The 23,720-nt window shown below is 50.5% G+C and carries 19 protein-coding genes; 10 read left to right on the top strand and 9 right to left on the bottom strand.

All coding sequences use genetic code 11. The features are described 5' to 3' along the window. Positions 1-167: 167 nt before the first annotated feature. On the top strand, positions 168-956 hold the full coding sequence (locus E1189_RS09500) for a DeoR/GlpR family DNA-binding transcription regulator (RefSeq protein ID WP_196221354.1): 789 nt from the start codon (positions 168-170) through the stop codon (positions 954-956). A gap of 151 nt (positions 957-1,107) precedes the next feature. Here the strand turns inward: E1189_RS09500 and E1189_RS09495 are convergent, their stop codons facing one another. From E1189_RS09495 to leuA, 3 genes are all read right to left on the bottom strand, one after another. Continuing rightward, positions 1,108-1,830 (bottom strand): hypothetical protein, encoded by a 723-nt coding sequence (locus E1189_RS09495; protein ID WP_155159837.1) that lies wholly within the window; start codon positions 1,828-1,830, stop codon positions 1,108-1,110. A gap of 149 nt (positions 1,831-1,979) precedes the next feature. Continuing rightward, entirely contained in the window at positions 1,980-2,822 is an 843-nt protein-coding gene (locus E1189_RS09490; RefSeq protein ID WP_155159836.1) for an alpha/beta hydrolase, read from the bottom strand. Positions 2,823-2,844: 22 nt separating this feature from the next. Then, positions 2,845-4,515, bottom strand: coding sequence for a 2-isopropylmalate synthase (leuA, locus tag E1189_RS09485; RefSeq protein WP_155159835.1), 1,671 nt, complete (start codon positions 4,513-4,515; stop codon positions 2,845-2,847). A gap of 320 nt (positions 4,516-4,835) precedes the next feature. On the opposite strand from leuA, the gene E1189_RS09480 reads away from it, so the two are divergent. The 3 genes from E1189_RS09480 (at position 4,836) to E1189_RS09470 (ending at position 9,633) form a co-directional block, all read left to right on the top strand. Next, a complete protein-coding gene (locus tag E1189_RS09480; RefSeq protein ID WP_155159834.1) occupies positions 4,836-5,324 on the top strand; it encodes an Lrp/AsnC family transcriptional regulator in 489 nt (162 codons plus the stop codon). 103 nt (positions 5,325-5,427) lie between these two features. Continuing rightward, positions 5,428-7,767 (top strand): DNA topoisomerase, encoded by a 2,340-nt coding sequence (locus E1189_RS09475; RefSeq protein WP_155159833.1) that lies wholly within the window; start codon positions 5,428-5,430, stop codon positions 7,765-7,767. An 84-nt stretch (positions 7,768-7,851) separates the two neighbouring features. Further along, entirely contained in the window at positions 7,852-9,633 is a 1,782-nt protein-coding gene (locus tag E1189_RS09470) for a hypothetical protein (RefSeq protein ID WP_155159832.1), read from the top strand. A 14-nt stretch (positions 9,634-9,647) separates the two neighbouring features. On the opposite strand, the gene E1189_RS09465 is transcribed toward E1189_RS09470, so the two are convergent. Then, the gene (locus tag E1189_RS09465) at positions 9,648-10,037 is read right to left on the bottom strand and encodes an acetyl-CoA sensor PanZ family protein (RefSeq protein WP_155159831.1); all 390 of its coding nucleotides are present in this window, start codon (positions 10,035-10,037) and stop codon (positions 9,648-9,650) included. A gap of 175 nt (positions 10,038-10,212) precedes the next feature. On the opposite strand from E1189_RS09465, the gene hisB reads away from it, so the two are divergent. From hisB to hisF, 3 genes are all read left to right on the top strand, one after another. Continuing rightward, the gene (gene hisB / locus E1189_RS09460) at positions 10,213-10,806 is read left to right on the top strand and encodes an imidazoleglycerol-phosphate dehydratase HisB (protein ID WP_155159839.1); all 594 of its coding nucleotides are present in this window, start codon (positions 10,213-10,215) and stop codon (positions 10,804-10,806) included. A gap of 25 nt (positions 10,807-10,831) precedes the next feature. Then, the gene (hisH, locus tag E1189_RS09455; protein ID WP_155159830.1) at positions 10,832-11,467 is read left to right on the top strand and encodes an imidazole glycerol phosphate synthase subunit HisH; all 636 of its coding nucleotides are present in this window, start codon (positions 10,832-10,834) and stop codon (positions 11,465-11,467) included. 156 nt (positions 11,468-11,623) lie between these two features. Further along, positions 11,624-12,397: an imidazole glycerol phosphate synthase subunit HisF gene (gene hisF, locus E1189_RS09450; protein ID WP_155159829.1), complete on the top strand. Its 774-nt coding sequence runs from the start codon at positions 11,624-11,626 to the stop codon at positions 12,395-12,397. A 68-nt stretch (positions 12,398-12,465) separates the two neighbouring features. Here hisF and E1189_RS09445 read toward each other — a convergent pair whose 3' ends face one another. Both E1189_RS09445 and E1189_RS09440 read right to left on the bottom strand, forming a co-directional pair. Then, positions 12,466-13,797, bottom strand: a complete 1,332-nt coding sequence (locus E1189_RS09445) for a hypothetical protein (RefSeq protein ID WP_155159828.1) — start codon at positions 13,795-13,797, stop codon at positions 12,466-12,468. Positions 13,798-13,850: 53 nt separating this feature from the next. Beyond that, positions 13,851-14,687 (bottom strand): protein-tyrosine phosphatase family protein, encoded by an 837-nt coding sequence (locus tag E1189_RS09440; protein ID WP_196221352.1) that lies wholly within the window; start codon positions 14,685-14,687, stop codon positions 13,851-13,853. 456 nt (positions 14,688-15,143) lie between these two features. Between E1189_RS09440 and serB the strand changes: the two genes are divergently transcribed. Then, a complete protein-coding gene (serB, locus tag E1189_RS09435) occupies positions 15,144-16,370 on the top strand; it encodes a phosphoserine phosphatase SerB (RefSeq protein WP_329601963.1) in 1,227 nt (408 codons plus the stop codon). 51 nt (positions 16,371-16,421) lie between these two features. On the opposite strand, the gene E1189_RS09430 is transcribed toward serB, so the two are convergent. The 3 genes from E1189_RS09430 to epmB form a co-directional block, all read right to left on the bottom strand. Continuing rightward, complete coding sequence (locus E1189_RS09430) at positions 16,422-18,530, bottom strand: EAL domain-containing protein (protein ID WP_155159825.1); 2,109 nt, start codon at positions 18,528-18,530, stop codon at positions 16,422-16,424. A 124-nt stretch (positions 18,531-18,654) separates the two neighbouring features. After that, positions 18,655-20,427, bottom strand: a complete 1,773-nt coding sequence (locus E1189_RS09425; protein WP_155159824.1) for a cyclic-di-GMP receptor FimW-related protein — start codon at positions 20,425-20,427, stop codon at positions 18,655-18,657. Between the two features lie 124 nt (positions 20,428-20,551). Then, the gene (gene epmB, locus E1189_RS09420; protein ID WP_155159823.1) at positions 20,552-21,598 is read right to left on the bottom strand and encodes an EF-P beta-lysylation protein EpmB; all 1,047 of its coding nucleotides are present in this window, start codon (positions 21,596-21,598) and stop codon (positions 20,552-20,554) included. 32 nt (positions 21,599-21,630) lie between these two features. On the opposite strand from epmB, the gene efp reads away from it, so the two are divergent. After that, positions 21,631-22,200, top strand: a complete 570-nt coding sequence (gene efp / locus E1189_RS09415) for an elongation factor P (protein WP_155159822.1) — start codon at positions 21,631-21,633, stop codon at positions 22,198-22,200. A 70-nt stretch (positions 22,201-22,270) separates the two neighbouring features. Further along, positions 22,271-23,254 carry an EF-P lysine aminoacylase EpmA gene (gene epmA, locus E1189_RS09410; RefSeq protein ID WP_155159821.1) on the top strand — a complete coding sequence of 328 codons (984 nt, stop codon included), beginning with the start codon at positions 22,271-22,273 and terminating at the stop codon, positions 23,252-23,254. The last annotated feature ends 466 nt before the right edge of the window (positions 23,255-23,720 follow it).

Raw genomic sequence — 23,720 nt, 5'->3', positions numbered from 1 at the left:
GGGCAACAGCTATACGGGGCTTAGAGACTCCCATCTCATATATGGGAATATCCCAAGAGAGATAAACGCCATTTCCCTATACAATTGTGCAATTTTGTTCATTTGCAGGCTCAACAGTTCTCCTGAGGGAGATATCTGAGCCCCCCCGTATTCTGGAGGACCTTCCCTTGTTAGCAATAGAGCGCCGTGAGCACATTCTCAGTTTCCTGCGCCGACACGAATATGCAAATGTTGAAACACTGGCAGAAAACCTTGCTGTTTCCAGCATGACGATCCGACGTGATCTGAACAAACTGGAAGAGCAGGGCCTTGTGCGCCGCACCCATGGTGGTGCGACGATTGGTCAGTACATCAATACACAACCTCATACGGAAGAACGCCGTAGCCAGAGCCCGGACGAAAAGGCATCTATTGCGCGCTATGCCTCTTCCATGGTGCATGACGGGCACTCCATTCTTCTGGATGCGGGTACAACCTGCATGGATATTGCGCAGGCGATTGCGGAAAAAAATATTCGTGTCATTACTTCCGATCTGGCGCAGGCTCAGTTCTTGTGTCGCTACAAAAATCTGGAAGTGTTTATTCCCGGTGGCCGAGTGGATGATCGTACCCAGTCCTGTCTGGGAAGCAAAGCTGATGCGTTCCTGGACAATGTTCATGTTGATATTGCCTTTGTCGGCTGTACCTCCTGGGATCTGCGCCGTGGTGTGACTACGCCGACAGAGCGTCGCTGCTCTATCAAACAAAAAATGATAGAACGTGCCGTAACCAGTATTCTGGTGGCAGACAGCGACAAGTACGGCCGTTTCTCGTTCCATAAAATCTGTGATTTGAAACGCTTCGACCTTGTTATCACCGATGACCGTTTGGATGCGTCTTCCCATGAGGCCCTGAGTGAAGCCGGGGTGGATGTGTTCTGTACACAAACCTCTGGCAGCTCATTGCGCCAGCCGTGACCATACACCCCTCGATAGCCAGCTTGTCCAGAAGCTCAGGAGCTGAAGTAATCTCTTATACTGAGTGACGGATGTTGCTGGTGTCGCCGCTATTGGGCAGAACGATGTTGTGGTGAGAAGAGCGGCGCGACAGTCACTGGAATCTGAGCAGCTACCACCTGAACTTGATAACGGGAATACCAAAGATGGACACCAGGTAGTCTGTGCACTTGCAGCTGTCCAGAGTATTCCCACACAACCCTCGTACACCCATTTTCCCCAGCGTAACCCGAGTGCCAAAAATGAGAACTGCGGTTGTGGATAAGGCCGCACCGCCTGCCAGTAGTTTTCCTGCACCGAACCGTTCAACCATCTCATGCACTAACGATGTTTGAGGGTGGGCAATATCAACGTAAGCCGTGCTTGTATCATCATGCAGCACGAGCTTTCCTGCACGGATTTCTGCATGGGCCAGTGCATCCAGCCAGCGTTCTTCTGCCATAAGGGAGTCAATGGGTGATAAGGCTTCAACCAGGGCCTGCACATAGTGCCAGTGCTCTGTATCCATTGAGAAGTAACGGGTGATGAGATAGGTGATTTTTTCGGGACTTTCGGGGCTGATGGGGTCGGAGGCGCGAATGGCATTAAATTTTCTGTGCCCTTTTATGATATCTGATTCCACAGTAACAGTTTTGTAGGCCTTCTCGAACTCCTGAGTGAGGGGCTGGTCTGAAATCACATCTCTGGTTGTGGTGATGGTGAGTGATGGGGTGGAATCACAGCGGTGACACATATAAATGTGCTGCCAGCCCTGATCAGTTTTATTCACTGCAGCGGATGACCAGTTCCGGTTAAACAACTTAAAGCCTTCGGCATAAACAGAGCCGCCTGTCATCAGGAAAAGCAGGAATGCGACTAAGTGCGGTAACCCTTGCTTTAAAGTAACAGGAACTGAGTTCATCCCTTTGACTGCCCCGGGTGTTGTGGTTCTTAGTTGGGCTGCAAAGATAGTTCAGGAATATCGGTTTCGCCTGCTGTTACCTTTTATGTGCCAAGAGGAGGGGAGGTGCATGCAGGCAAGGGTTCCCCCAGCAAAGTCGGCCAGTGGTCGCGCCAGCCGTGGTGATGATTGGCTCCTTTAACTGTTTTTCCGGCTATGCAATCCTGTTTGCTAAACCGCGACTTATACACCTGATACACTGCTGGTGGCACGATAGGATCATCTGCCCCGGAAAAGTGCAGCTGAGGAATATCACCCAGCTCGTGGGTGAACTTCACCGGACTTAGAGCTTTCGGCATGTAGGAAACGTTGTGCATTTTATTCACATATGCGGGGTCCAGATTCCCAGCGATGGTGCGAATAGAAGCAATATCTCGCCGCGTGGCCGCTGCCAGTAGAGCAATGGCAGCTCCGCCTGAAAATCCGATCAGCTCCAGTGTCTGGTAATTGCCTTGCGCCTTGAGTGCATCCAGCGCTTCATTGGTGGCCGCTACCGCCTCGGTACTGAATCGCAGATCTGTCCACACACTGATATTACACTGGCTGTTCATCACAAACTGGCAGGGGCGGGCGATGTAGGCCTTGTCTGTGGCTGGGTCGGCTTTCATCAAATCCAGAACCAGCGGATTTCTGGGCGTTGGGTCGAGGGAAGGGCGGGAGCGGCGTGCCCAGGCTCTACCATCGCCTTCAATATAAATCCGTAGAGTTTTACTCTTACCCGGAGTGACCTGAATCGTTTGCAGAGGGTAGTGACTGGTATTGATCACTTCTGCTTTCGCATGCATGCGTAAAGCCTGCTGACTGACGGTTTGAGAGTGATCGATAGAACTGGCGCACCCACCAAGAAGAAGGGTGAACAGAAGAAAACAAGAAAAACGGTGATTCATTCTTATCACTGTCCTGCGTTCGTCAGGCCACAGCCCTGGTGGCCGACAAGGCCTGATTTGCTGCCGCAAGCATCGCTTTCAGGGAAGCCAGCACAATATCCCGGTCAATGCCCACGCCACAATAACGCTGACCATTCACGCTGGCATGCACATAACTGACAGCGCGAGCATCGGAACCGTTATCCAGCGCGTGTTTGTTGTAGTCAATAATATCGAGATGAACACCCAGTTTATCCAAGCCTTTGGAGAATGCGTCCAGTGGCCCTGTGCCTGAATTCTGGATGACTATTCGGTCACTCTGACATGACAGCCCTACCTCTACAACGTCTTCTTCACGCGAGTGTTCCAGACGATAGTTCTCAATCCGCCAGCCATTCTCTTGAGTCATAAAACGTTTTTGGAAAATACTCCAAATCTGGCTGCTGGAAATTTCAGACGCATTGTTTTCGGCTTCTTCCTGTACGGCGCTGGAAAGAGCAATCTGTAGCCAACGGGGTATTTGCAGGCCTTGTTCCTGCTCCAGAACAAAGGCAACACCTCCTTTGCCAGACTGGCTGTTGATGCGAATCACTTCCTGATAGTCACGGCCAATATCGGTGGGGTCGATAGGCAGATAAGCTACCTCCCAAGGTTCGTTGTCGTTGCGACGATGCAGACATTTGCGAATAGCATCCTGATGGCTGCCGGAGAAGGCGGTGTATACCAGCTCACCAAACCATGGGTGACGGGGGTGAACCGGCAGGCTTGTGGTATCTGTGTATACACGAATGATGTCGTCGGAACGTGACAAGTCCAGCTTAGGGTCAACACCCTGGCTATACAGATTCATCGCCATGGTGATGATGTCCATGTTGCCGGTGCGTTCACCGTTTCCGAACAGTGTGCCTTCTACACGATCAGCTCCCGCCATAAATGCCAGTTCTGCAGCGGCAACCGCACAACCACGGTCATTATGGGTATGGACGCTGCAAATAACGGCTTCACGATTGTTAATGTGATCGAGGAACCACTCAATCTGGTCAGCAAAAATATTGGGGGTAGACATTTCTACCGTGGCAGGCAGATTAAGAATCACCGGCTTATCGGGCGTAGGTTTCCAGATAGTGAGAACGGCATTGCAGATATCCACAGCGTAATCCAGCTCAGTGCCAGTAAAGCTCTCAGGAGAATACTGGAACACCCACTCAGTATCAGGGTGTTTTTTCGCCTCTTCGGCCACCATGCGGGCACCTTGCTCGGCAATCTCAATGATACCGGCACGATCCTTCTGGAATACCTGCTCTCTTTGTACGGTTGAGGTGGAGTTGTACACATGCACAACCGCACGGCGACAGCCTTTCAGTGCTTCATACGTGCGGGTAATCAAATGTTCGCGAGCCTGGGTGAGCACCTGAATGGTGACATCATCCGGAATCATTTTGTCGTCTATAAGTTTGCGAACAAAGTCGAAGTCGGGGCCAGAGGCTGCGGGGAAGCCAACCTCAATCTCCTTGAAACCAATGTCTACCAGGAGCTTGAACAGGTGGCACTTCTGCTCAACAGTCATGGGCTCGATTAGCGCTTGATTCCCATCCCGCAGATCAACGCTGCACCAGAGGGGCGCGGTTTCGATGGTGTTGTCGGGCCAGCGGCGATTGGCTTTCTTGACCGCTGGAAAGGCTTTGTACTTTTTATGGTCGAATATCTTTTCCATAAGGTGCCCCTCTGATTTCATGCCTCCTGAAAGTAGAAAGGCTGGCCCCGTTTGACCAGCCTTTCAATGTTCTGTTTTTTCTGCAGCCTTGTGGGCTGTTTTTAGCGGCTTTGGTAAAGCTGCTTTCAACCGTTGCGCTTGTGGCGTTCCGGTTCATCCCGGGTATTGCGGGGCGTCGCTTATGGCGACGGGAAAATAATAGAAAAATAAACGGGGTGAATGATTGCGAAAGTGATAGAAAAAAGCACTTTGTTCGCAATATTATTTTAATCTGTATTAAATTATTAAAATAATATGCTTTTATGGTGGTGGGGCGAGCAATGTCAGTAAGTTTTGACCGTTATGATCTCCGTATTCTGGAAGAACTCCAGAAAAATGCCCGCATGACCAATCAGGAACTGGCAGACCGCATCGGCCTGTCACCATCGCCCTGTCTGCGACGGGTGAAAGCCCTTGAAGAGAGTGGCATTATTCAGGATCACGTGACCCGGCTTACCCCCGGGGCTTTAGGGCTGAAGCTCACGGCGTTTATCCACATCAGCATGGATCGCCACACTCCTGAGCGTTTTGCAAACTTTGAGGGGTATATTCGTGATTACCCTGAGGTGATTGAATGTCATCTGATTACCGGGCAGTCGGCGGATTATATGCTCAAAGTGATGGTGCCGGATATGGAGTACTATCAGGAGTTTCTGCTCAACAAAATCACGCCATTGGAAGGGGTAACCGGGGCACATTCCAGCTTTGTTCTGCGTGCTCCTGTGAGTCGTACTGAACTGCCCCTGTCTCATCTGAAGAAAAAAGGCTGATAGGGTTGTTGGCCTTATCAGGAAAATAGATTAACTTAGGTAACTGTTAATTTATACAGGTACTTTGCAGGCTTTCTCATTGAAAGTCTGATGCAGTGAATCTATGGCTGGCACAGGTAAACACAATCAGAGGCAAAGACAGCCTGCTCGTGGGAAAGCTATAGTCGTTCTGGCTGAGAAGCGTGATCAGGCACGGCAGATTTCCGAAGCCATGGGCTGGCGTATTCAAGGGGATTACGGCACCGGTGAATTGAACGGGCAGGCTGTGACTGTCGTCTGGGCCTCCGGTCATCTTTTGGAACTGATGGAGCCACAGGAGCTTAAACCCGATGCCAGCTGGAGCAACCCCTCTACACTTTTGCCGATTCCCAGAAGTTTTGATCTGCGGGTCACCCAGCCACAAAAAGGACGTAAGGGGAAATCTCCCACTCAGTATTTAAAAGTGATACGCCAACACCTCAAAAACGCAGGTGAGGTGATTGTGAGTACCGACCCTGATCGGGAAGGAACGGCCATCGCCTGGCATCTTCTGGAGCATTGTAAGTTTCGCGGCCCGGTTCGCCATGCCTGGCTGGTGGATGGGTTGGATAAAGCGGCAGTACGCAAAACCTTCAATCGGTTGAAATCCGGCGACGAGATGAAATCCTGGTTTCGTGCCTCAGAAGCCCGCGCCCGCTCGGACTGGGCTTACCAGTTTGTTGTGCGGGCGCTCACCTGTTACGCCCGCCACGGCAAGATGGGGGATCATCTTGGCCAGGGTTCTGGCCGGGAATCTGTCGTCTCTGTCGGGCGGGTGCAAACGCCGACGTTGGCTTTATTGGTGCAGCGGTGTCGGGAGATTCGTAACTTTGTTCCCAAAGATCACTTCCTGATAGACGGGCAGTTCTTGTTAGGGGATCAGGTGGTTTCAGCCCGCTACACACCTCAGGTTACAGCCGGAATTATCGAATCCATGCCTGCGGGGGTAGAGTGGGAACCTTCCAAAAAAGTCGTAAAGGACGGTGCGCCGGAACCTCTCGATACGCCTCTGTTTGTGGGGGAAGCGGAGGTGCAGGCGTTCAGAGAGCGACTGCTGGTCAATGGTGATCGTGCCATTGTTGTGGGCAGCAAAACCCGAGATTTGAAACGCCAGCCACCGTTGCCCTGTGATCTGGCGGAATTTCAGGCGGAAATGCACAAAGCGGCAGGCCTTACAGCTTCTAATGCCCAGAAGGTTCTGGAGAAATTGTATAACGATGGTTTGGTAACCTACCCCCGCACCGAGCATGCGGAACTGCCGGTTTCTCTTTATGAACCGAACGAACGTAATCCGGTTCTTGAGCATTTAACCCGTATCCCGTCCCTTGCCATGGCCGCGGGGCGTGCCCGGGATATTCATAACGGTCAGGACACCAGCTATTCACAGTTTCGTCCGGCGTGTTTCACCACCAAACCCATGGAGCACTATGGGATTATTCCTACCCGCAAGGCTGCGCATTTAGAGCGCATGTCCCGTCAGGAACAGCAGGCCTACGAAATCGTCGCCCGCCGTTATGTGCAGGCCTTGTGGCCAGCCGCCCAGATTCGCGAGCAGAAACTGGGGATGGCTGTACCGGCGGAAGATTTGCTGGGGCACCCCCACAGCCGGTTTGCCACCACGCTGAATGTTGTACTGGATCCAGGATGGCGCCAGGCGTTTCCCCGGAGGAAAGACGACAATGATGATGTGTCCCACCTGCAGCCCATTCCGGTGACCAGACATATGCCGGCGCCGCTGCAGGATGTATTACTGCAAACCCGAACCACACGGCCGCCAGCATGGTTTACCGACCGTACTCTGATTAAGGCGATGAAATCCGTGGGCCGTCATGTCCGTGATCCCCAACTTCGTAAACTTTTGCGGGATAGTGCCGGCATTGGTACGCCAGCCACCCGTTCCAGTATTCTCGAAACTCTTCTGGCCCGGGAGTTTGTACAGCGTAAAGGCAGCCGACTGGAAAGTACTGCCAAGGGTGAAGCGCTGATTGATGGCCTGCCCCCATGGCTGGTGCAGGTGGAAACAACAGCGGTATGGGAGGATTGGCTAAACCGTATTTGTGAGCTGCGCAGCGAAGACGGCACTGCCTGTGAGCAGCGGGACAAATTTGTGGGCAAGCAGCTGGACAGGCTGGAAGAGTATCTGCAGGATTTACAGCAGTTCCATGGGCCGGTATCCGGCTATACCCAGCGAGGTGGTCCACGGCAGGGGCAGGGTGGGCCGCGCAAGCCTACTCCCAAAATGCTGAACTTCGCCAAGGCTATTGCCCGGCAAGCTGGTCAGCCGCTGCCAAAGAATGTGGAAAGTGACGGCCGTGCCTGCAGTGCTTTCATAGATGCTCACAAAGGAGCCTTGAAAAACACAGAGGGTAATCCTCAGCAATCCGTTGGTGCAGGGCGTTCGGTTCCGACAACAGAAAGCCCCTGAATCTACAACAAATTGCAACATTTGCAGCCTGTTGCCTGACTATATTGGCCTGATTATTCTCGATCAGTTTGAGGCTGGCGGTGTATGGCAGCAGTGGGCAGCGGTTTTTCACAGAACAAGGTGATGACACTTCTGCCAGCCTGTTTGCTGCTTGCCTGTCTGATTGTTTCTATAAAGGCGCAGGCCGGTGATGCGGAATTCCCTTCTGAGCGACCAGGTTACGATCCTGTGCTGGAGGCTGGCAAACAGCAATCCACTATTAACTGGGCTTCCAATAAGGCCGGTGTTTTTTTGCGGGTGGGCGATCACATTATCTTCTTTGAGGGGATTGGCGACGGCCACTTAAAAAGCTCTCTCACATCCAACCTCTTTTATGGCGGCGTTTTACCCGCTGTTGGGCTGATGGGTATGCATGCTTTTTTGCGCATGTATGCCGGTGCGAATGGAGGCATTCCTTACGCTTTGGGGTGGGTTACCCATAAAATCAGTCTTACCGGCATTGCATGGATGTGGCTGCAGCAAGCCAACAATATGTATTACAACGGCTTGTCCAGTGGCGGGTTATACATGGCCTCTAAGTTGGCTGCGGGGGTGGAAAGCCGATACAGCTCGCCTCATCGTCCTTTCAGTTTCAGTACAGCATTGCCTGCAGTTTTGTTGTTTTCACGTTGGGCTGTGAATGGTTATCGAAAGCGTGCAAGCAACCAGATGTTGGATAGCCTGGATATTAACCCCCCACCCTGTTTGCGCGAAAAGCTGTTTATGACCCTCTACGACCGGGAGAGAGAGGGTTTTGAAGTGCGTTTGGTGCGTGTGCCTCTGAACCTGCGCAAGGCTCATAAACAGAAAGTGGCTGAAAGCTGCAAGGTGTGGGACAACCTTGTAAAGGTGATGGATCGTAACCGTATTGATCAACTTTCTCTCAAGGTGAAAGTGCGACCGGTGCGCAGAGGCTTATTGCAGCAACAATTACAGGTGGATATTAGCGATTATCGTCAGCGCCATGAGAAGCGCATTTTGATTCCTCTGGATCAGCAATACATGGATGAAGAACTCCCCTGGCTCGAACAAATGCTGATTGATGGTGAAACACGGTTCGGCCTGCATGATTTTCGTACGGTTTTGCATCCGGAATATATCAGTCAGATATCCAGTGCTTTGAATTGTTATGCACGGTTGGGCAGTCACGAAACCTATCTTGAGTGCGCCCAGGGCATTCTTCATGCACAGCATGAAGAGAGGGGCAGCCATGTTCATGATGTGATTTACGATAATATTCGGAATCTTGCGTACCATGCTTTGGGGGGAGATGAATGGATTGTTATCAGTTGCTCCCAATTAGCCTGGCGACCCGAAGAACTTCCCATACCGAGGCGATGGGTACAGGTGGGACATGAGAAAACGTTCTTTTACTTTGACCTTCCCGGGAAAAAGGTCGGGCACCTGGCCTGGGTGGATTCTTACGCAGGCCCCGCTTTGGAGATGAGAGACAGCGCGCCTTCTGTACAATCTTCAGAAAGGTCATCTGTCTGGCAGTATCGTATCAGTCGAAGTACCAGTTTTGCCCTGAACTCAGAACTCAACTACCTGGCTCGTTACCTTCCACATATGATTGCGGGGCGAGCAATAATTCCAGCGTTCGAATGGTTTTTGCCTCCTCTGGACGGAGGAGCAAGTCTGCAGGCCAGAGATGCAGTGGATGCACTGGATGGTCTGCAGGATGGAATGAGCCGCTATGCTCCCAGCTGGTTGGCCAATGCTCATGAGATTCAGCAGGCCGGGCGCCGCATAAATGGTGCGCTCTGGCTGCAGGTTATTCGCAACCATGACTGGAAGCTGTTTCTTTGGCTCTGCGGCCTTCGCTGAGGTTTGAGAGAGCCTTAAAGTCCCATTAACGCTCTGAGATAGCTGGGCAGGGTCTCTGCATTATCAATCGGTTTGGCGGACAGGGTGCAGTTGTTTTCCGCGGCCACCCGGGAAATTTCAGAAACCATGCGCTGGCCTACGCAGCGATCACGGGTAACAGTGCGAACAGTCAACCACTCCAGATGCCACTTACCTTCCTCTTTGCGCACAACGGCGGCAGTAATCAGACGATCGTTGAAGCGCCCTGCAAACAGCTGTAATTCCTCAGACGCTGCAATGCTGGCCAGCCACTGATCCACATCGTTATAAGATTGCAGCCATTGTGGAGCATCGTTAAATACTTTGGTGAGATCTCTGTGGTCGTCCTGATTTGGTGTTTCAATAGCTTCAAGAAAAACTGGCATGGGTGCGCTCTATAAATAACTCTGAATTATCCGCGCATATTAAGAGCCTTTACGGGAATAACAAGTTTGAGTGGTCAGTTTTCAAGCGCAGCTGGGCAAGGGCGGTGCGGGCACATATAATTCCATCCGGCATTATAAAAACAGCTTACAAGCACTCTATAACCGGGACATCATCATGGCTGACCGTAAGGCATTTATCGAGCGCGATACTCTGGAAACCCAGATTAAGGTAGAAATTAACCTTGACGGTTCTGGTTCTGCAGCATTCGATACAGGCGTTCCCTTCCTCGAACATATGATGGATCAGATTGCTCGTCATGGCCTGATTGATCTCAATATTAAAGCCGTTGGTGATCGTCATATTGATGATCACCATACCGTGGAAGATATCGGTATTACTCTGGGGCAAGCTTTTGATAAAGCTGTTGGTGACAAAAAGGGCATTCACCGTTATGGCCATGCTTATGTGCCTCTGGATGAAGCGCTCTCACGGGTTGTGATTGATTTTTCCGGTCGTCCGGGGCTGGAATTCAATGTGGATTACACTCGTGCTGCCGTGGGTGGCTTTGATGTGGATTTGTTCCGTGAATTCTTTCAGGGCTTTGTGAATCACGCCAGGGTCACCCTGCATATCGATAACCTTCGTGGTCAGAATACTCATCACCAGATTGAAACCGTATTTAAGGCTTTTGGTCGTGCACTTCGTATGGCGCTGGAAGCTGATGAGCGTATGAGTGGGCAGATGCCATCCACCAAGGGCACTCTCTGAAGGACCCATCTCTTAGGAGTTAGCGATGCAAACCGTTGCAGTGATTGATTACGGGATGGGGAACCTTCACTCGGCTGCCAAGGCGCTGGAGCATGTGGTTCCGGCAGGTATGAAAGTGCAGGTGACTTCCGATGAAAAAGTGATTCACAGTGCAGACCGTGTTGTTCTCCCGGGCGTAGGTGCTATCCGCGACTGTATGGCTGAGATCAAGCGGCTGGGGGTGGATGAGCTGGTCAAAGATGTTGTGAAAAGTAAACCACTGATGGGTATCTGTGTGGGGATGCAAGTTCTTCTGGAGCACAGTGAAGAAAATGGCGGTGTTGATTGTATTGGCCTGTTACCCGGGCACGTGAGCTACTTTGGTCGTGATCTTTATGAAGGGGATGAGCATTTGAAGGTGCCCCACATGGGGTGGAGCCGGGTGAAACAGTCGGAGCACACTCTCTGGAGTGGAATCGACGACGAGAGTCGCTTTTATTTTGTGCACAGCTTTTATGCTCAGTGCCCCCGGAGGGAGCTGGTTGCCGGAACCTGCCGGTACGGCGTGCAGCTGGATGCAGCTTTAACACGGGATAACCTGTTTGCTGTGCAGTTTCATCCCGAGAAAAGTGCCAAAGCAGGCCTGCAGTTGCTGGGGAATTTTTTGCGCTGGCAACCGTGATTATTGGTGCTATCCGGGAAAAGGAATTCTGCTCTCTGCCCCTCAGTGCTGTCCCTGCACTGGGGGGCTATCAGGCCATCCATGGCCTTTGATAACAGAACACCTTTCCCCTCCTATGAACATCGAGTGCAAAAAATTTTGGTTTGGAGTGGTGGAATGGGACTCGCAAAAAGAATTATCCCCTGCCTGGATGTCGATAATGGCAGGGTTGTAAAAGGCGTACAGTTTGTTGATATCCGTGATGCCGGTGATCCGGTAGAAGTCGCCCGTCGTTATGATGAGCAGGGGGCCGATGAGATTACTTTCCTTGATATTACCGCCAGCAGTGATGACCGCGAAACCACGGTGCATACAGTAGAAGCTATCGCCAGTGAGGTGTTTATCCCTCTGACTGTGGGCGGAGGTATTCGTACGGTGGACGATATTCGCACCATGCTCAATGCTGGAGCGGATAAGGTGAGCATTAATACGGCGGCTGTCTTTAACCCTGAGTTTGTGCGGGAAGCTGCCGAGAAGTTTGGTTCCCAGTGTATTGTTGTCGCCATTGATGCCAAAAAAGTCAGCCAGCCCGGTGAAGATGATCGCTGGGAGATTTTTACCCACGGAGGCCGTAAACCAACAGGGCTGGATGCTGTGGATTGGGCTAAAAAGATGGAAGAGTTGGGCGCGGGGGAGATTCTGCTAACCAGTATGGATCAGGATGGCGTGAAGAACGGTTATGACCTTGGAGTCACGCGGGCCATTTCTGAAGCGGTTGTTATCCCTGTTATTGCATCCGGTGGTGCGGGAAATCTTGATCATCTTGTTGATGGCATTGTGAAAGGGAAGGCTGATGCTGTGTTGGCAGCTTCTATTTTTCACTTTGGGCAGCATACGATCCCGGAGGCTAAGGCTTATATGGCGGATCGTGGCGTGGAGATGCGGCTTTAATAAACAAGGTAAGGGAAGCTAACCTCAGGCGAACTTTTGGTTAGCTTCCTGTTAAGGCTTATAGTGTGTTAATGGTCGTCTTGTGCGCTGTAACTGTTGCGAATCTGCTCGGCCTGACGATCAATCAACAAGTGGAACTGCTCCGGCAGCGGGCCGACTTCCACAATATCTTCACCAAACCCGGTTTCAGAAAGGGAAATTTGCAGCAGGCCTTCCAGTTCTTCACGGTCTTGCGTATCCAGTATCAGCAGTCCATCGCCAAGGTTAGCCAGCATTATGGCCTGACTGGAGGCTGCATCGATCAGTGATGGGTGCTGATCGCCGGGTTTTGCTGTGTCGAGAGTACTGATACCCAGTTGCAAAGACAGGGCGGCAGGATCAGATTCTTCTTGAACCGTAATCAGCTTTTGCACCAGGCGGGCACAGCAGATGGCTTCCTGAATGGCATTTTCCTCACCGTTGTGGCGGGAGAAGCTGACATAGGCATTGCCTTCGGCGGAGTATTCCAGTGAGCCGTTATACAGTTTGGCTGCGTCGTTTATACGCGGCAGGCGCTTTTCAAGTAAGGTCAGCAATACAACCTGATTCAGTGTTTGATTCAGGTGAGCCATATTACTGAAGCGAATAGCAAGAACCACGGGGCTTTCAAGGGCGGGTTCAGAAGCCTCTTCGATATTCTCCTCATCAAGTTCGACAGGAGAAGGCGCCGTCACTGGTTGTGCAGGTTTGTAGCCACTGGTGATCAGGTATTCAAGCTGGGCAGCGAGCTGCAGTACTTCATCTTGAATTTTATTGTTGTATACACGGGCTCCCTGTCCTAAACCTTGCAGCTGTCGTACACAACGAGCTAACAGCAGGCTGCGGGAACGGCCATAGTTCCAGGCGACAACAACGCCAGTTGTGCCGAGTAGAATGGTTAATCCGAGAAACAGTAGGAGAGCTTCCTGTGAGGGCCGCTCAAAACGATCCATATCCACTTCCAAACGCAATTGACCGGCAATTACGTTCTGGTAGTCGATAGATGCCGTATACAGGGCATAGGTTTTGTCAGGGTCGTAGTCGGGAGATTCCGTGCTGGCGATGCGTTTGTTATCAATGCTGAAAATGGTGGCACGGGTGATGTACTCGGAGTGAGTCAGCTGACCAAGCATTACGTTGAGACTGAGGCGGTCACCAGTCACCAGAAGGTCACGGGCGGCATTAGCCGTCTGTTCTGCCAGTGCATTGCCCAGCCGGTCAGCCTGTTGATGAGTGATTTTGGTGATTTCGCTGGTAGCCAGAAGGCCAGCAAAAAGCAGGCTGCCGATAAGTGTTCCCCCCAGCAGCAGGGGAATCTGTTTGCCAATACTGAGTTGGGAAAAACCTGGGAAGCTCAGGTTGAAAAAGCGTTTGATAGACACAAGCGGCTCTAACAATGATGGTTTCTATTTATTGTGCCTGAGAGACGCAAAAATTACTTCGTCTCATGGACTATTTTTCTGGTACGTACAGGGCAGCTTAGGATCTCGGCTTGTCCCATAACGGGTACACCCTCTCCGTCTTTCTTTCGTTTTGCTGCAGGTTGCAAAGGGGCCTGAGTGTCCCGAAATTCTTTAAGGCTGGATGTGTATACCATCTCAAACTGCGAAAACTTGGTGACGCATAACGGACTTCGCTCTTGTTTGCCTGCATTGGTCAGTTTCACCAGAGCATCCATAAGGTGCTGCTCACTCTCAATAGTGCCAGCCTGTATCAGGTATGACATGGCTGTTCTCACAGCAAGAGCCCCCGATCGTCCTACACCTGCTCGACAATGAACAACGACGTGCTTATCAGAGGCTCGAGACCTCTTTTCATGGTCAATAGTCGAGGCCACAAGTTTTTCAAATGAGTTTTCAGCAAATGCACTCATATCGGCCCAGTCGTAGGCGATAATTGTGGGAATGCAGGATGTCTCCTCAGAGTTGCAATTCTTTATAAACAAACTGGTTTCTTCTATACCCTCACTCTTTGTGAAATCATTCATAGAAAACTCATAGTCCTGGCCATTGATAGAGACGGTTGCAGGTAACTGCTCCCAATAAGCAAACCTTGTTGTTTCAAGGATGACCAGTGCACCGGCTTTCTGATATAGCATTTCAAGAAACGAAGGTAGGGAATCCTTTGAGGGGATTTGACTCAATATAAAATTGACGGGTTCAGAGAGGTCTTTAATCTCCAGCGAAACCTGATTGGCAAGCTGAAGGCGAGGGGCTTGGTCCGTACCAATATTGACACAGGTACTGCGGGTCAGGGGAACATTCCCGAACATCTCGTGGCCATGCTCAAGTTCGTCTCGCGTTATGTATTGAACAGCATGTTTCCTTTGCCAGGCTGATGGGTGCAGAGAGTGTTGCTCCCACGCCTTTTCTACAGGGGTTAGGTGCTTCTCAACGCACATCTCCGGAAAGGAAAGAGCGGGTGGTCTCGCCCTGCCGGCTTTATTCTGAGGGCGTATACTTGGGAGGGGCAAGCTTTCAGATACCCAGCGAAATGCTTCACCTGCATGACTTGAAATCACTCTATAAGCGCTAGACAAATGATCCATGGCTTGAAAACTCCTTAGTAACTATGTGTGGTTCATCAACTGCAGTGAGGGGCAGCCTTCCTGCTTGTTAGACACATGACACCTGCTCAAATATCCGAGGGGGTAACAAGAAAGTTAAAGGCACTGACGGGTTACAGGAGAACCTATAGAATGTGCCTATTCTGCTCTGGAGGGGGTATTGTGGGACGGATAATTTTAATCAATGTGACCGGTGAAGATAAACTGGGTCTGACTTCGGATATCACCGGTGTTATGGCCGGTTATGGAGTTGAGATTCTCGACGTTGGGCAAGCGGTGATTCATGATTCACTCACCTGGGGAATGTTGATCCAGGTGGTGGATGATTCTGATGTGGCTCCTCTGCTGAAAGATTTGCTCTTTGATCTTCACGAGAAAAATCTGCAGGTGACATATCGTGCTGTGCCACCCGAGGAGTATCAGGAGTGGACAACTCGGCAGGGTAAGGATCACTACAAGGTCACATTGCTGTCTCGTTCGATCAGTGCAGAAAAAGTTTCCAGAGTGACCGCACTCACGGCCCAGCACGGATTGAATATCGAAAACATTACCCGCCTGTCTGGCCGTACCTCTCTTGAAAACAATAACCTGTCGTCTTCCAGAGCCTGCATTGAGTTTTCTGTGCGGGGCACTCCGGCAGATCAGGCGAAGTTGAAAGCAGACTTCCTTAATCTTTCATCCGAGCTGGACGTGGATATCGCCCTGCAGGAAGACACGATCTACCGCCGTAGCCGCAGGCTGGTGGTGTTTGATATGGATTCCACTCTGATCGAGGCAGAAGTGATTGATGAGCTGGCTGTTGAAGCCGGTATTGGCGTTCAGGTGGCCGCTATCACCGAGCAGGCCATGCAGGGGGAAATCGATTTTCAGGAAAGTTTCCGCCGTCGTTTAGCTTTGCTGAAAGGGCTGGACGAATCAGCTCTTGAAAAAGTGGCTGCCCGGCTTCGTCTTACTGAGGGTGCTGAACGGTTAATCAAAAGTCTGCGTGCTCTGGGTTATAAAACCGCGATTGTATCTGGCGGGTTTACATGGTTCGCCAATAATCTGAAGAAGAAGCTTGGCATTGATTACGTATATGCCAATGAGCTGGAAATTGTTGAAGGTAAAGTGACAGGTGTTGTTCAAGGCGAGATTGTGGATGCCAGTCGCAAGGCTCTTCTCCTAAAAGAGATTGCCCAGCAGGAAGACATACGGCTGGAGCAGGTGATTGCTGTGGGAGATGGCGCAAATGATCTGGAAATGCTGGCTGTGGCGGGCCTGGGTATTGCCTTTCGGGCGAAGCCATTCGTACGGCAGTCGGCACGGCAATCTATCTCTACCCTTGGCCTCGATAGTATTCTCTATCTGTTAGGTTGGCATGACCGTGATTTAGTGGGATTGCAGAGTTAGGAAGAAGGCCGACAAAGTCGTCGGCTTTCTGCTTATAAGCTGCATTGTGAGTTACTGGAACTCGTAATCCATACTATCCATAGGTGCTTGAAGGTAATACCCCTGCACATAAGTTACATCCCACTGCCACAAAAGCGAGAGGGTTTTATTACTCTCAACTCTTGGGATTAATACTTGTTTATTCTGTTCACGCAGGGTTGTGACAATGGTCTGTAGCTTTTCAACAGCTTCCTCCTCATCCAGATCGGCAACCAGTGAACCGCTCACTTTGACCATGTTTGTAGAAACCTTTCCCAGAAGCTCGAAAGAATCAGGTGTAGTACCAAAGTGGGTGATACATACTCCGCAGCCCAGCTTCTGAAGGTTTTGACACATTAGCAATGCAGCATCGCTGTGAATCAGCAAATCCTCTTCCTGCATCTGGAAAATAAACGCATTGCCGGGTAACTTGGCTGCTTTTAGAGTAACGTTTATCCAGGAGGGAAGGGTTTGATCCTGTATGGAGTCAGGACCAAGACTGAGAAATACGCGGGTTTTTCTCCCCAGGGAGCGGTGTTCGGCCAGCGCTTTGATAGCATGTAGAATGGCCCAGCGATCAATACGGGTTGTCAGACCAGCGCGTTTGCTGGCAGCTATAAACTCTGACACCGGAATTATTTCACCCTCGTCGTTTTCCAGACGGGAGAACACCTCATACTGCTGTTCATTTTCATGCTCAAGGTTGAGCACGGGCTGGAAGCTGAGTTTAAAACGATCCTGCTCCAGAGCCTGGGTCACCAGTGCAACAATATCGCCTTCTTTAACCATGGCCTGAAGTTCGGCCTGATAATCGTGAAATGCCAGCTGGTCTCCACCGTTCTCCCGTGCTTTGCGACAAGCTCTTTCGGCGCGAGTGAGAATGTAATGGCTGCTATTCGCTTTCTCATTCATGGCCATAATGCCCAGAGAAGCTGTTGTCTGGATTTCTGCCTCCTCAATATTCACTGCGAGCCCTTTCACTTCACTGAGAATCTTTTCTCCCAATGATTTCAGACGAGGTTGGAGATCGTTGTGAATCAGTGCCAAGAGTACATCATCACTGTATCGGGCTAAAATACCCAGCTCTCCAACAATTGGTTTCAGTTGCTGAGCAACTTTTGCGAGGTAGGCATCAGCACGGGCAACCCCCAGTTCCTTTTTGATATCGCGGAATTGATCCAACCGAATATCAATAACCGCAAAGCTCCTGTCACCAGACAGGCTCTGAGCCATTGTCGCATCCAGTTGTTCGGTAAAGTAAGCTCGGTTGAATAGCCCGGTGAGCATATCTGTGGATTTCATCGCCGCCAGTTTCTTTTCCAGCTCCGGGTCGGCCTTAGCTTCTGTTTTACGGATAACAACCTGCGTACACTGTTCGCCATCCCACTTTGCAGCGCTGAGGGTCATAACGCCATCAAAGTGTTCACCGTCGTTTTTTTCACCCTTGAATTCCAGGGGCGGAATATCGGTTTCACCCTGCTGAAACTGACGAATGAGCTGTTTGAGATTGTTCTGGTTTTCTCGGTGAACCATATCAATCAACGGCATACCCGTGAGATCGTCCGGGTCCTCATGACCAAACAGCTCAACATAAGCAGGGTTAGCGTGAATATGCATGCCTTCGTGAACATAGGCGATAGCATCAACAGAGCTGTCCAGTAGCAGCTGGCAGCGCTTTTCTGCTTCTCTAAGGGCAACCTCGTTAATGCGTTTCTGTCGTCTGTGCAGGAGATTGCTCCACTCCCGCATACACACCAGCTTTAATCGTTCGGACTGGTTGAAGGGAATGGCATCTGCGCCCCCTGCCTGTAGCCATTCGGTGATACGTTCGTAATTGACCTCATCACCTTGAAGAAGAATGCTGGGTAAATCTTTTTTTCTGGATGTGACTTCTACCAGAGCTTCATCTGGAGTCAATGTGGCTGTGCCTTCAAAAGCAAGCAATAAATCCCATGCATCGGTATTGAGTGACTCCTGAAGGTCTTCTGAAGAAGTAATACGATGAACACGGGTGGCAAGCCCGCTGTTGCGGAAGTGACTGACAAGGCTTTCGGCCTGATTGCGTGCGTCTTCTAAAAACAGAAGGCGCAGTGGCCCACGGTTTTCCAACGTGGCGTGCTCTGAGGAAAGTGGATCTGCCATAACAGGGCTGCTGTTGCTCTTAATTTGGTTGGCTCTTGGTAAGCGTTTTTATTGCATTGTGATGAGCATACTAACCCAACGCCTCTGAAATAACAGTGATGCAGTAGCGATGTCAGAATGCCTCTTACAAATCTTTCCAAAGAGCGTTGAAATCATCATCAGCCAGGGAGTTTTCAAGCTTTTTTTGTGGTTTTTTCTGAGAGCTTGCCGTTTGCGAGAGAGTAGAATCAACTGGGTTAAACAGAAATTGACAGAAGCTCCCTGTTGAGAGAGTACACTCTGTTAAAACGGCTTGTATAAACTTTTTTCCATTAAAAAAGCGTACTTTGCTGCCAATCTGGAACGGCACTCGTGGGGTGATAAGAGCCGCAGGCTCGTTCAGCTCTTTAAATTCGGGCAAATAGAAGCAACGCATAAAATCACTGCAGCTCCGTTTTTTACGGAGCACGGATGCCGCGGTTGGGTGCGCATTGGGCGATAATAGTTGAATGCCGAATACAACCCGCTCAGACCCTTCTAACCGTATCCAGCGAATGGTTGCCAGAATCCATTGCAATCCACCCGGTGAGCGGAGAGAGATAAGTTCTCCTGTCTGAATTTGTTGTGGCACTGAGCCATCAATATATGCACAGTAACCTCCGGGGCTGGTATCAATTAAAGACGCCTGGAAGATAGGATACTTTTGTACCGGAGTATCATTGTCTTCATTGAAAACAATGCTGTCACCTTTCATGCGAGCTATGTGCATACCGGATGGAACGGCGCCCGAAACGTGATCCCACACATCACCATCGTCCGCGTGAAAAGATTGCTGGGCATCGGTGAGAGGCAGCTCTCCAAAGTCTTCTGTCAGCATGGTATGAAATGGCGTTTCATTACCGAGGTAGAAGTGGGTGCCGCTTAATCCGGCAGCAAAGGAAATTTTTCCTGCTGCATGCTTTCGGTGATGATGCCTGGATGTTTTTGCCCCCCAGGCTGAAGTGAGATGATTGAGTAGTGTGGCTGGGATTTGAGCGTCTGAGTCTGAGCCGGTTGAATTCTTTAAATCCTCTGCAAGATGCTGGGTTTCCAGCCCCCGGAAGAGTGTCGGGTCTTCAATAGCAATATCTACGCTGTAAACCGGTGCTTTGTCCGATTCGATATTGATGGCAAAAAGTGTGGAGTCTGACACCTTGTTGCTTAACGAGGCTGAGCCAGACCACTTCTCGAGAACGCGAAACAGCTGATCCAACTCCATTTGCCGGAGCATGTTTGGGCGAGCACGACTGAGGAGCAGCGCTCGCTTATAGCTATCGGCAATAGAAATCTGCTGGAGTACCTGATTCTCATGGTCTTCCACTTTGGTCTGGGCGATTTTGTAATCTTCCGCCAAGTGATAGAGACTGTGCAGCTCTTTCCAGATCAGCTTTGGTGTGTCGCAGTAAAGCTGGTAGCAACGCAGCAGGAAGTAGCAGCTTTCATTAATAGCTCGGTGAACAGCGATAATCAGATTGGTCTGGTCTTGTTCGCTGGGTTCACTCTCCATTTGCTGAACGACAACCATCTTATACCCGGTGAGCAGGTGGCTCTGGAGTGATTGTGCCAGATTCGCGATCTTGCGTTCTCTGGCAGTGAGCGTGATGGGCTTTTTCAGATAATGCCGGGCCAGTGTGCGGCAGGTGTAATGAATACTCGGACGAAGCAGCTCTAGAAATGAGAGGCGTTTGCTGGCAGGAAGGGGAACCTGATTCATTTCCTGCAGTGCGAAGTACAGCTGGCGAGCCATCTCTCCCAGGTTGGCTTTGGGGAGGTTTCTAATCCACTGTCGTACGGAATCATTGTTTGGTTTGGCAAACGTCAGTGTATCCCTTTTGCACTTGGGAACGGAAAGGTGTGTCTTCAGGCGGGCACTTTCCATAAGGCCAAATCCTCTTCTTTTTCTTAGTGTGAGTGTGATTCCGTTCACACTTATTGGCACCTTTATCGCTTTATTCTAAAGAAAAAGAGAAATTATTGTCACGTAACATGAATGAAGATGGTTTCTAATAAATAGGTGGGATAACTGTTTTTGAGTATTCCCCCGCACTTTCCCGTGCGAGCCTGGGTACCAGATAACCAGCACACAGTTGGCTCATTTTACCCATAATCGTTTGTGCCTCCTGTTCGCTGATTTCAAAATGAGCAGCACCTTGTACCCGGTCCAGAAGGTGAAGGTAGTAGGGCATAACTCCGTTGTTAAACAGCTTTTCACTCAATTCAGCCAGAACGTCTGCCGAGTTATTCACCCCTTTCAACAGAGTACTTTGGTTTAATAGCTGCACGTTGCTGCTTCGCAGTTTGTTCAGGGCGTGGACAACGTTATTGTCAATTTCATCGGGATGATTGCAGTGAACAACAACAATAGGCTGCAGGTGCGTGGCTGTTAGCCAGTCAATCATCTCGTCTGTAATGCGCTGAGGGATCACAATCGGCATGCGAGTATGGATACGCAGGCGTTTTAAGTGCGGAATTTGGCTTAACTCTTCCACAACCCACCGCAGGCGCTGGTCATTCTGGGAGAGTGGGTCGCCCCCGCTCAGAATGATTTCCGTGAGAGACGAGTCATTCCTTATATAGTCGAAGGCTGACTGCCACTCGTCTTTATTGAGTTTATTGTCTGCATAGGGGAAGTGGCGGCGGAAGCAGAAGCGGCAGTTTACGCCGCACAGTTGTCCGGGGATTAGCAGCAGGCGACCATGGTATTTGTGCAGAATGCCACGATGACTGTTTTTAGGTTGTTCACCCAAAGGGTCGACAGAGAAGCCGGGCACTTCGTCCAGCTCGATACCCAGAGGCAAAACCTGCCGAAGCAGCGGATCATCAGGGTTGCCCCGCTCCATCCGTGCTATATATGTGTGCGGCACCCGCATCTGAAACTGCTCACTGCCGGCGATAGCCCCCGGCAACAAGTCAGTACTCAGACCCAGTATTTTGAGGAGTTCGTCGGGCTTGGTAACAGCCTGGCTAAGGATTTCCTGCCATGACTGCGTATTTTTCTGTTGAATGTTGATGCTATTAGTATGCACAGTCTGGGCTGAACGGGTTATCATACGGGGCTTTGACACATTCCTGGTATTTACGAATGGCTAGTTACGCGACTAATGAGTTCCGCTCCGGATTGAAAGTTATGCTGGAAGGCGACCCTTGCAGCATCCTGGAGAACGAATTTGTTAAACCTGGCAAGGGTCAGGCATTTAACCGCGTCCGTCTGCGCAACCTGATGACTAACCGTGTTTGGGAACGTACTTTCAAATCCGGTGAAACTCTGGAAGCCGCCGATGTCATGGATTACGACATGGAATACCTGTACACCGACGGTGAGTTCTTCCATTTCATGATGACAGACGGTTCCTTCGAGCAGCACGGTGCCAGCAAAGAAGCCGTTGGCGACACTGTGAACTGGCTCAAGGAACAGGAAGTATACACGGTTACTCTGTATAACGGTGCCCCACTGTCTGTAACCGCTCCTAATTTCGTTCTGCTGGAAGTTGTTCAGACTGATCCTGGCCTGAAGGGTGACACTGCTACCGGTGGTTCCAAGCCAGCGACCCTGAGCACCGGCGCAGTTGTTAAGGTGCCTCTGTTCATCACTGAAGGTGAAATTCTGAAGATTGATACCCGTACTGGTGAGTACGTGGGTCGTCAGAAGTAATCATCTGGTGAGTGTTGAAAAGCCCGGCTTGCCGGGCTTTTTGCTGTTTGGACGGTAAGGAGTGTGTTTTATGAGTCAGTGGCAACCTTCAGCTTCGTTTGAAAACCTTCGCCAGCGGGGGGAGGTTCTTCGGAATATTCGTGAATACTTCCACAAGGAAAATGTGCTGGAAGTGGAAACGCCCATGCTCTCTCGTCATGCAACAGTCGATCCTCACATAGACAGCTTTCAGGCAACTTTCTCCCCTCTGGGGACAAGCACTTGCGAAACGCTGTTTCTGCATACCTCACCCGAATTCCCTATGAAACGTCTGCTTTCTGCGGGAAGTAGCGACATCTATTACCTCGGGCGGGTGTTTCGTAACGGTGAAGCGGGTGGACGCCACAACCCCGAATTCACCATGCTGGAGTGGTATCGGCTTAACATTGACCATCACCAACTGATGGATGATGTAACGGGTGTGGTTGGTGCGGTGACTCCATTCCAGGAGTGCGGCCGCTTCACATATAAAGAGTTATTCGAGAATGAGCTGGGGGTTGATCCCCACGAAGCCACAGATACTGAGCTGATGACGTTGACCCAAAAGCATGTGGATAAAGGCCTGAGTGGCCTTGCTCGAAACGATTATTTGGATTTGTTGTTCAGCACCTGCATCGAACCAAGGCTTGGCAAAGCTGGCAGTGGTAGTCTGGAAGGTGTGTATGTGTTTGATTACCCTGCCAGCATGTCGGCACTGGCCCGTCTCCGTACTAATGAGCAGGGGCAAAAAGTAGCAGCGCGGTTTGAACTGTTTATTGGTGGCTTTGAAGTTGCCAATGGTTATCACGAACTGGAAGATGGCGATGAGCAGGAAACCCGCTTTGAACAAGCCCAGAAAGAACGGGAACAGCTTGGTTTGCCTGTGTATCCCTACGATAGGAATCTTGTGGATGCATTAAAAACAAGCTTCCCGGATTGTGCAGGTGTAGCCATGGGGGTCGACCGGTTACATATGTTGATCACCGGAACCAGGGATATTAAAGAAGTCATTCCTTTCGATTTTTCTCGTGCATAAATAAAGCGTGTGGTGGTATCTAGCTCAATAAAGAGATCAAAGTTGTAGAGGGTGTTCGAGGAAGAATCCCTCAAACGTAGGTTTCTCTGTGGATTACGTACAAGAACTTAGTAAAAGCGGGTTGTTAAAAACGTCCACCGCCTTATAATTCGCCGCCTCTCTGCTTTCTGATAACGAATGCAGGGGCGGAGTAAAAGCTAAAGCAGCGACCGACGGTCAGCGGTATTTAAGCAGAATTTAAATGCTGATTGACACAACGTCACAACGCTGTAGAATGCGCTCCTCGTTGTCACCGGCTAAGCCAAACGGCAACATTGTTAAGTGTCTCTTAACTGTTTGATTCCATTGGAATTAACAAAAACGAATCACTTGACACCGACCGGCGCCACGGTAGAATGGCCACCTCGCTGAAACGACTGCTTGCCAGTTACTCTTAATGAGTCAGCAATCCTCTTCACGAAATGGG

Origin of the sequence: Parendozoicomonas verongulae, from assembly GCF_009711465.1 — a bacterium.
In the GTDB taxonomy this organism is placed as follows: domain Bacteria; phylum Pseudomonadota; class Gammaproteobacteria; order Pseudomonadales; family Endozoicomonadaceae; genus Sansalvadorimonas; species Sansalvadorimonas verongulae.
The sequence above is the reverse complement of the archived record's forward strand: the minus strand, read 5'-3'. Positions and strand labels throughout refer to the sequence as shown.

Excerpts from the sequence above, each read along its gene's own strand:
- E1189_RS09430 (WP_155159825.1), bottom strand. The coding sequence starts at position 18,530 with ATGGCAGATCCACTTTCCTCAGAGCACGCCACGTTGGAAAACCGTGGG.
- E1189_RS09425 (WP_155159824.1), bottom strand. The coding sequence starts at position 20,427 with ATGGAAAGTGCCCGCCTGAAGACACACCTTTCCGTTCCCAAGTGCAAA.
- E1189_RS09495 (WP_155159837.1), bottom strand. The coding sequence starts at position 1,830 with ATGACAGGCGGCTCTGTTTATGCCGAAGGCTTTAAGTTGTTTAACCGG.
- hisF (WP_155159829.1), top strand. The coding sequence starts at position 11,624 with ATGGGACTCGCAAAAAGAATTATCCCCTGCCTGGATGTCGATAATGGC.
- efp (WP_155159822.1), top strand. The coding sequence starts at position 21,631 with ATGGCTAGTTACGCGACTAATGAGTTCCGCTCCGGATTGAAAGTTATG.
- E1189_RS09465 (WP_155159831.1), bottom strand. The coding sequence starts at position 10,037 with ATGCCAGTTTTTCTTGAAGCTATTGAAACACCAAATCAGGACGACCAC.
- leuA (WP_155159835.1), bottom strand. The coding sequence starts at position 4,515 with ATGGAAAAGATATTCGACCATAAAAAGTACAAAGCCTTTCCAGCGGTC.
- hisB (WP_155159839.1), top strand. The coding sequence starts at position 10,213 with ATGGCTGACCGTAAGGCATTTATCGAGCGCGATACTCTGGAAACCCAG.
- epmA (WP_155159821.1), top strand. The coding sequence starts at position 22,271 with ATGAGTCAGTGGCAACCTTCAGCTTCGTTTGAAAACCTTCGCCAGCGG.
- E1189_RS09475 (WP_155159833.1), top strand. The coding sequence starts at position 5,428 with ATGGCTGGCACAGGTAAACACAATCAGAGGCAAAGACAGCCTGCTCGT.
- E1189_RS09470 (WP_155159832.1), top strand. The coding sequence starts at position 7,852 with ATGGCAGCAGTGGGCAGCGGTTTTTCACAGAACAAGGTGATGACACTT.
- E1189_RS09490 (WP_155159836.1), bottom strand. The coding sequence starts at position 2,822 with ATGAATCACCGTTTTTCTTGTTTTCTTCTGTTCACCCTTCTTCTTGGT.
- E1189_RS09480 (WP_155159834.1), top strand. The coding sequence starts at position 4,836 with ATGTCAGTAAGTTTTGACCGTTATGATCTCCGTATTCTGGAAGAACTC.
- E1189_RS09440 (WP_196221352.1), bottom strand. The coding sequence starts at position 14,687 with ATGTTCGGGAATGTTCCCCTGACCCGCAGTACCTGTGTCAATATTGGT.
- epmB (WP_155159823.1), bottom strand. The coding sequence starts at position 21,598 with ATGATAACCCGTTCAGCCCAGACTGTGCATACTAATAGCATCAACATT.
- hisH (WP_155159830.1), top strand. The coding sequence starts at position 10,832 with ATGCAAACCGTTGCAGTGATTGATTACGGGATGGGGAACCTTCACTCG.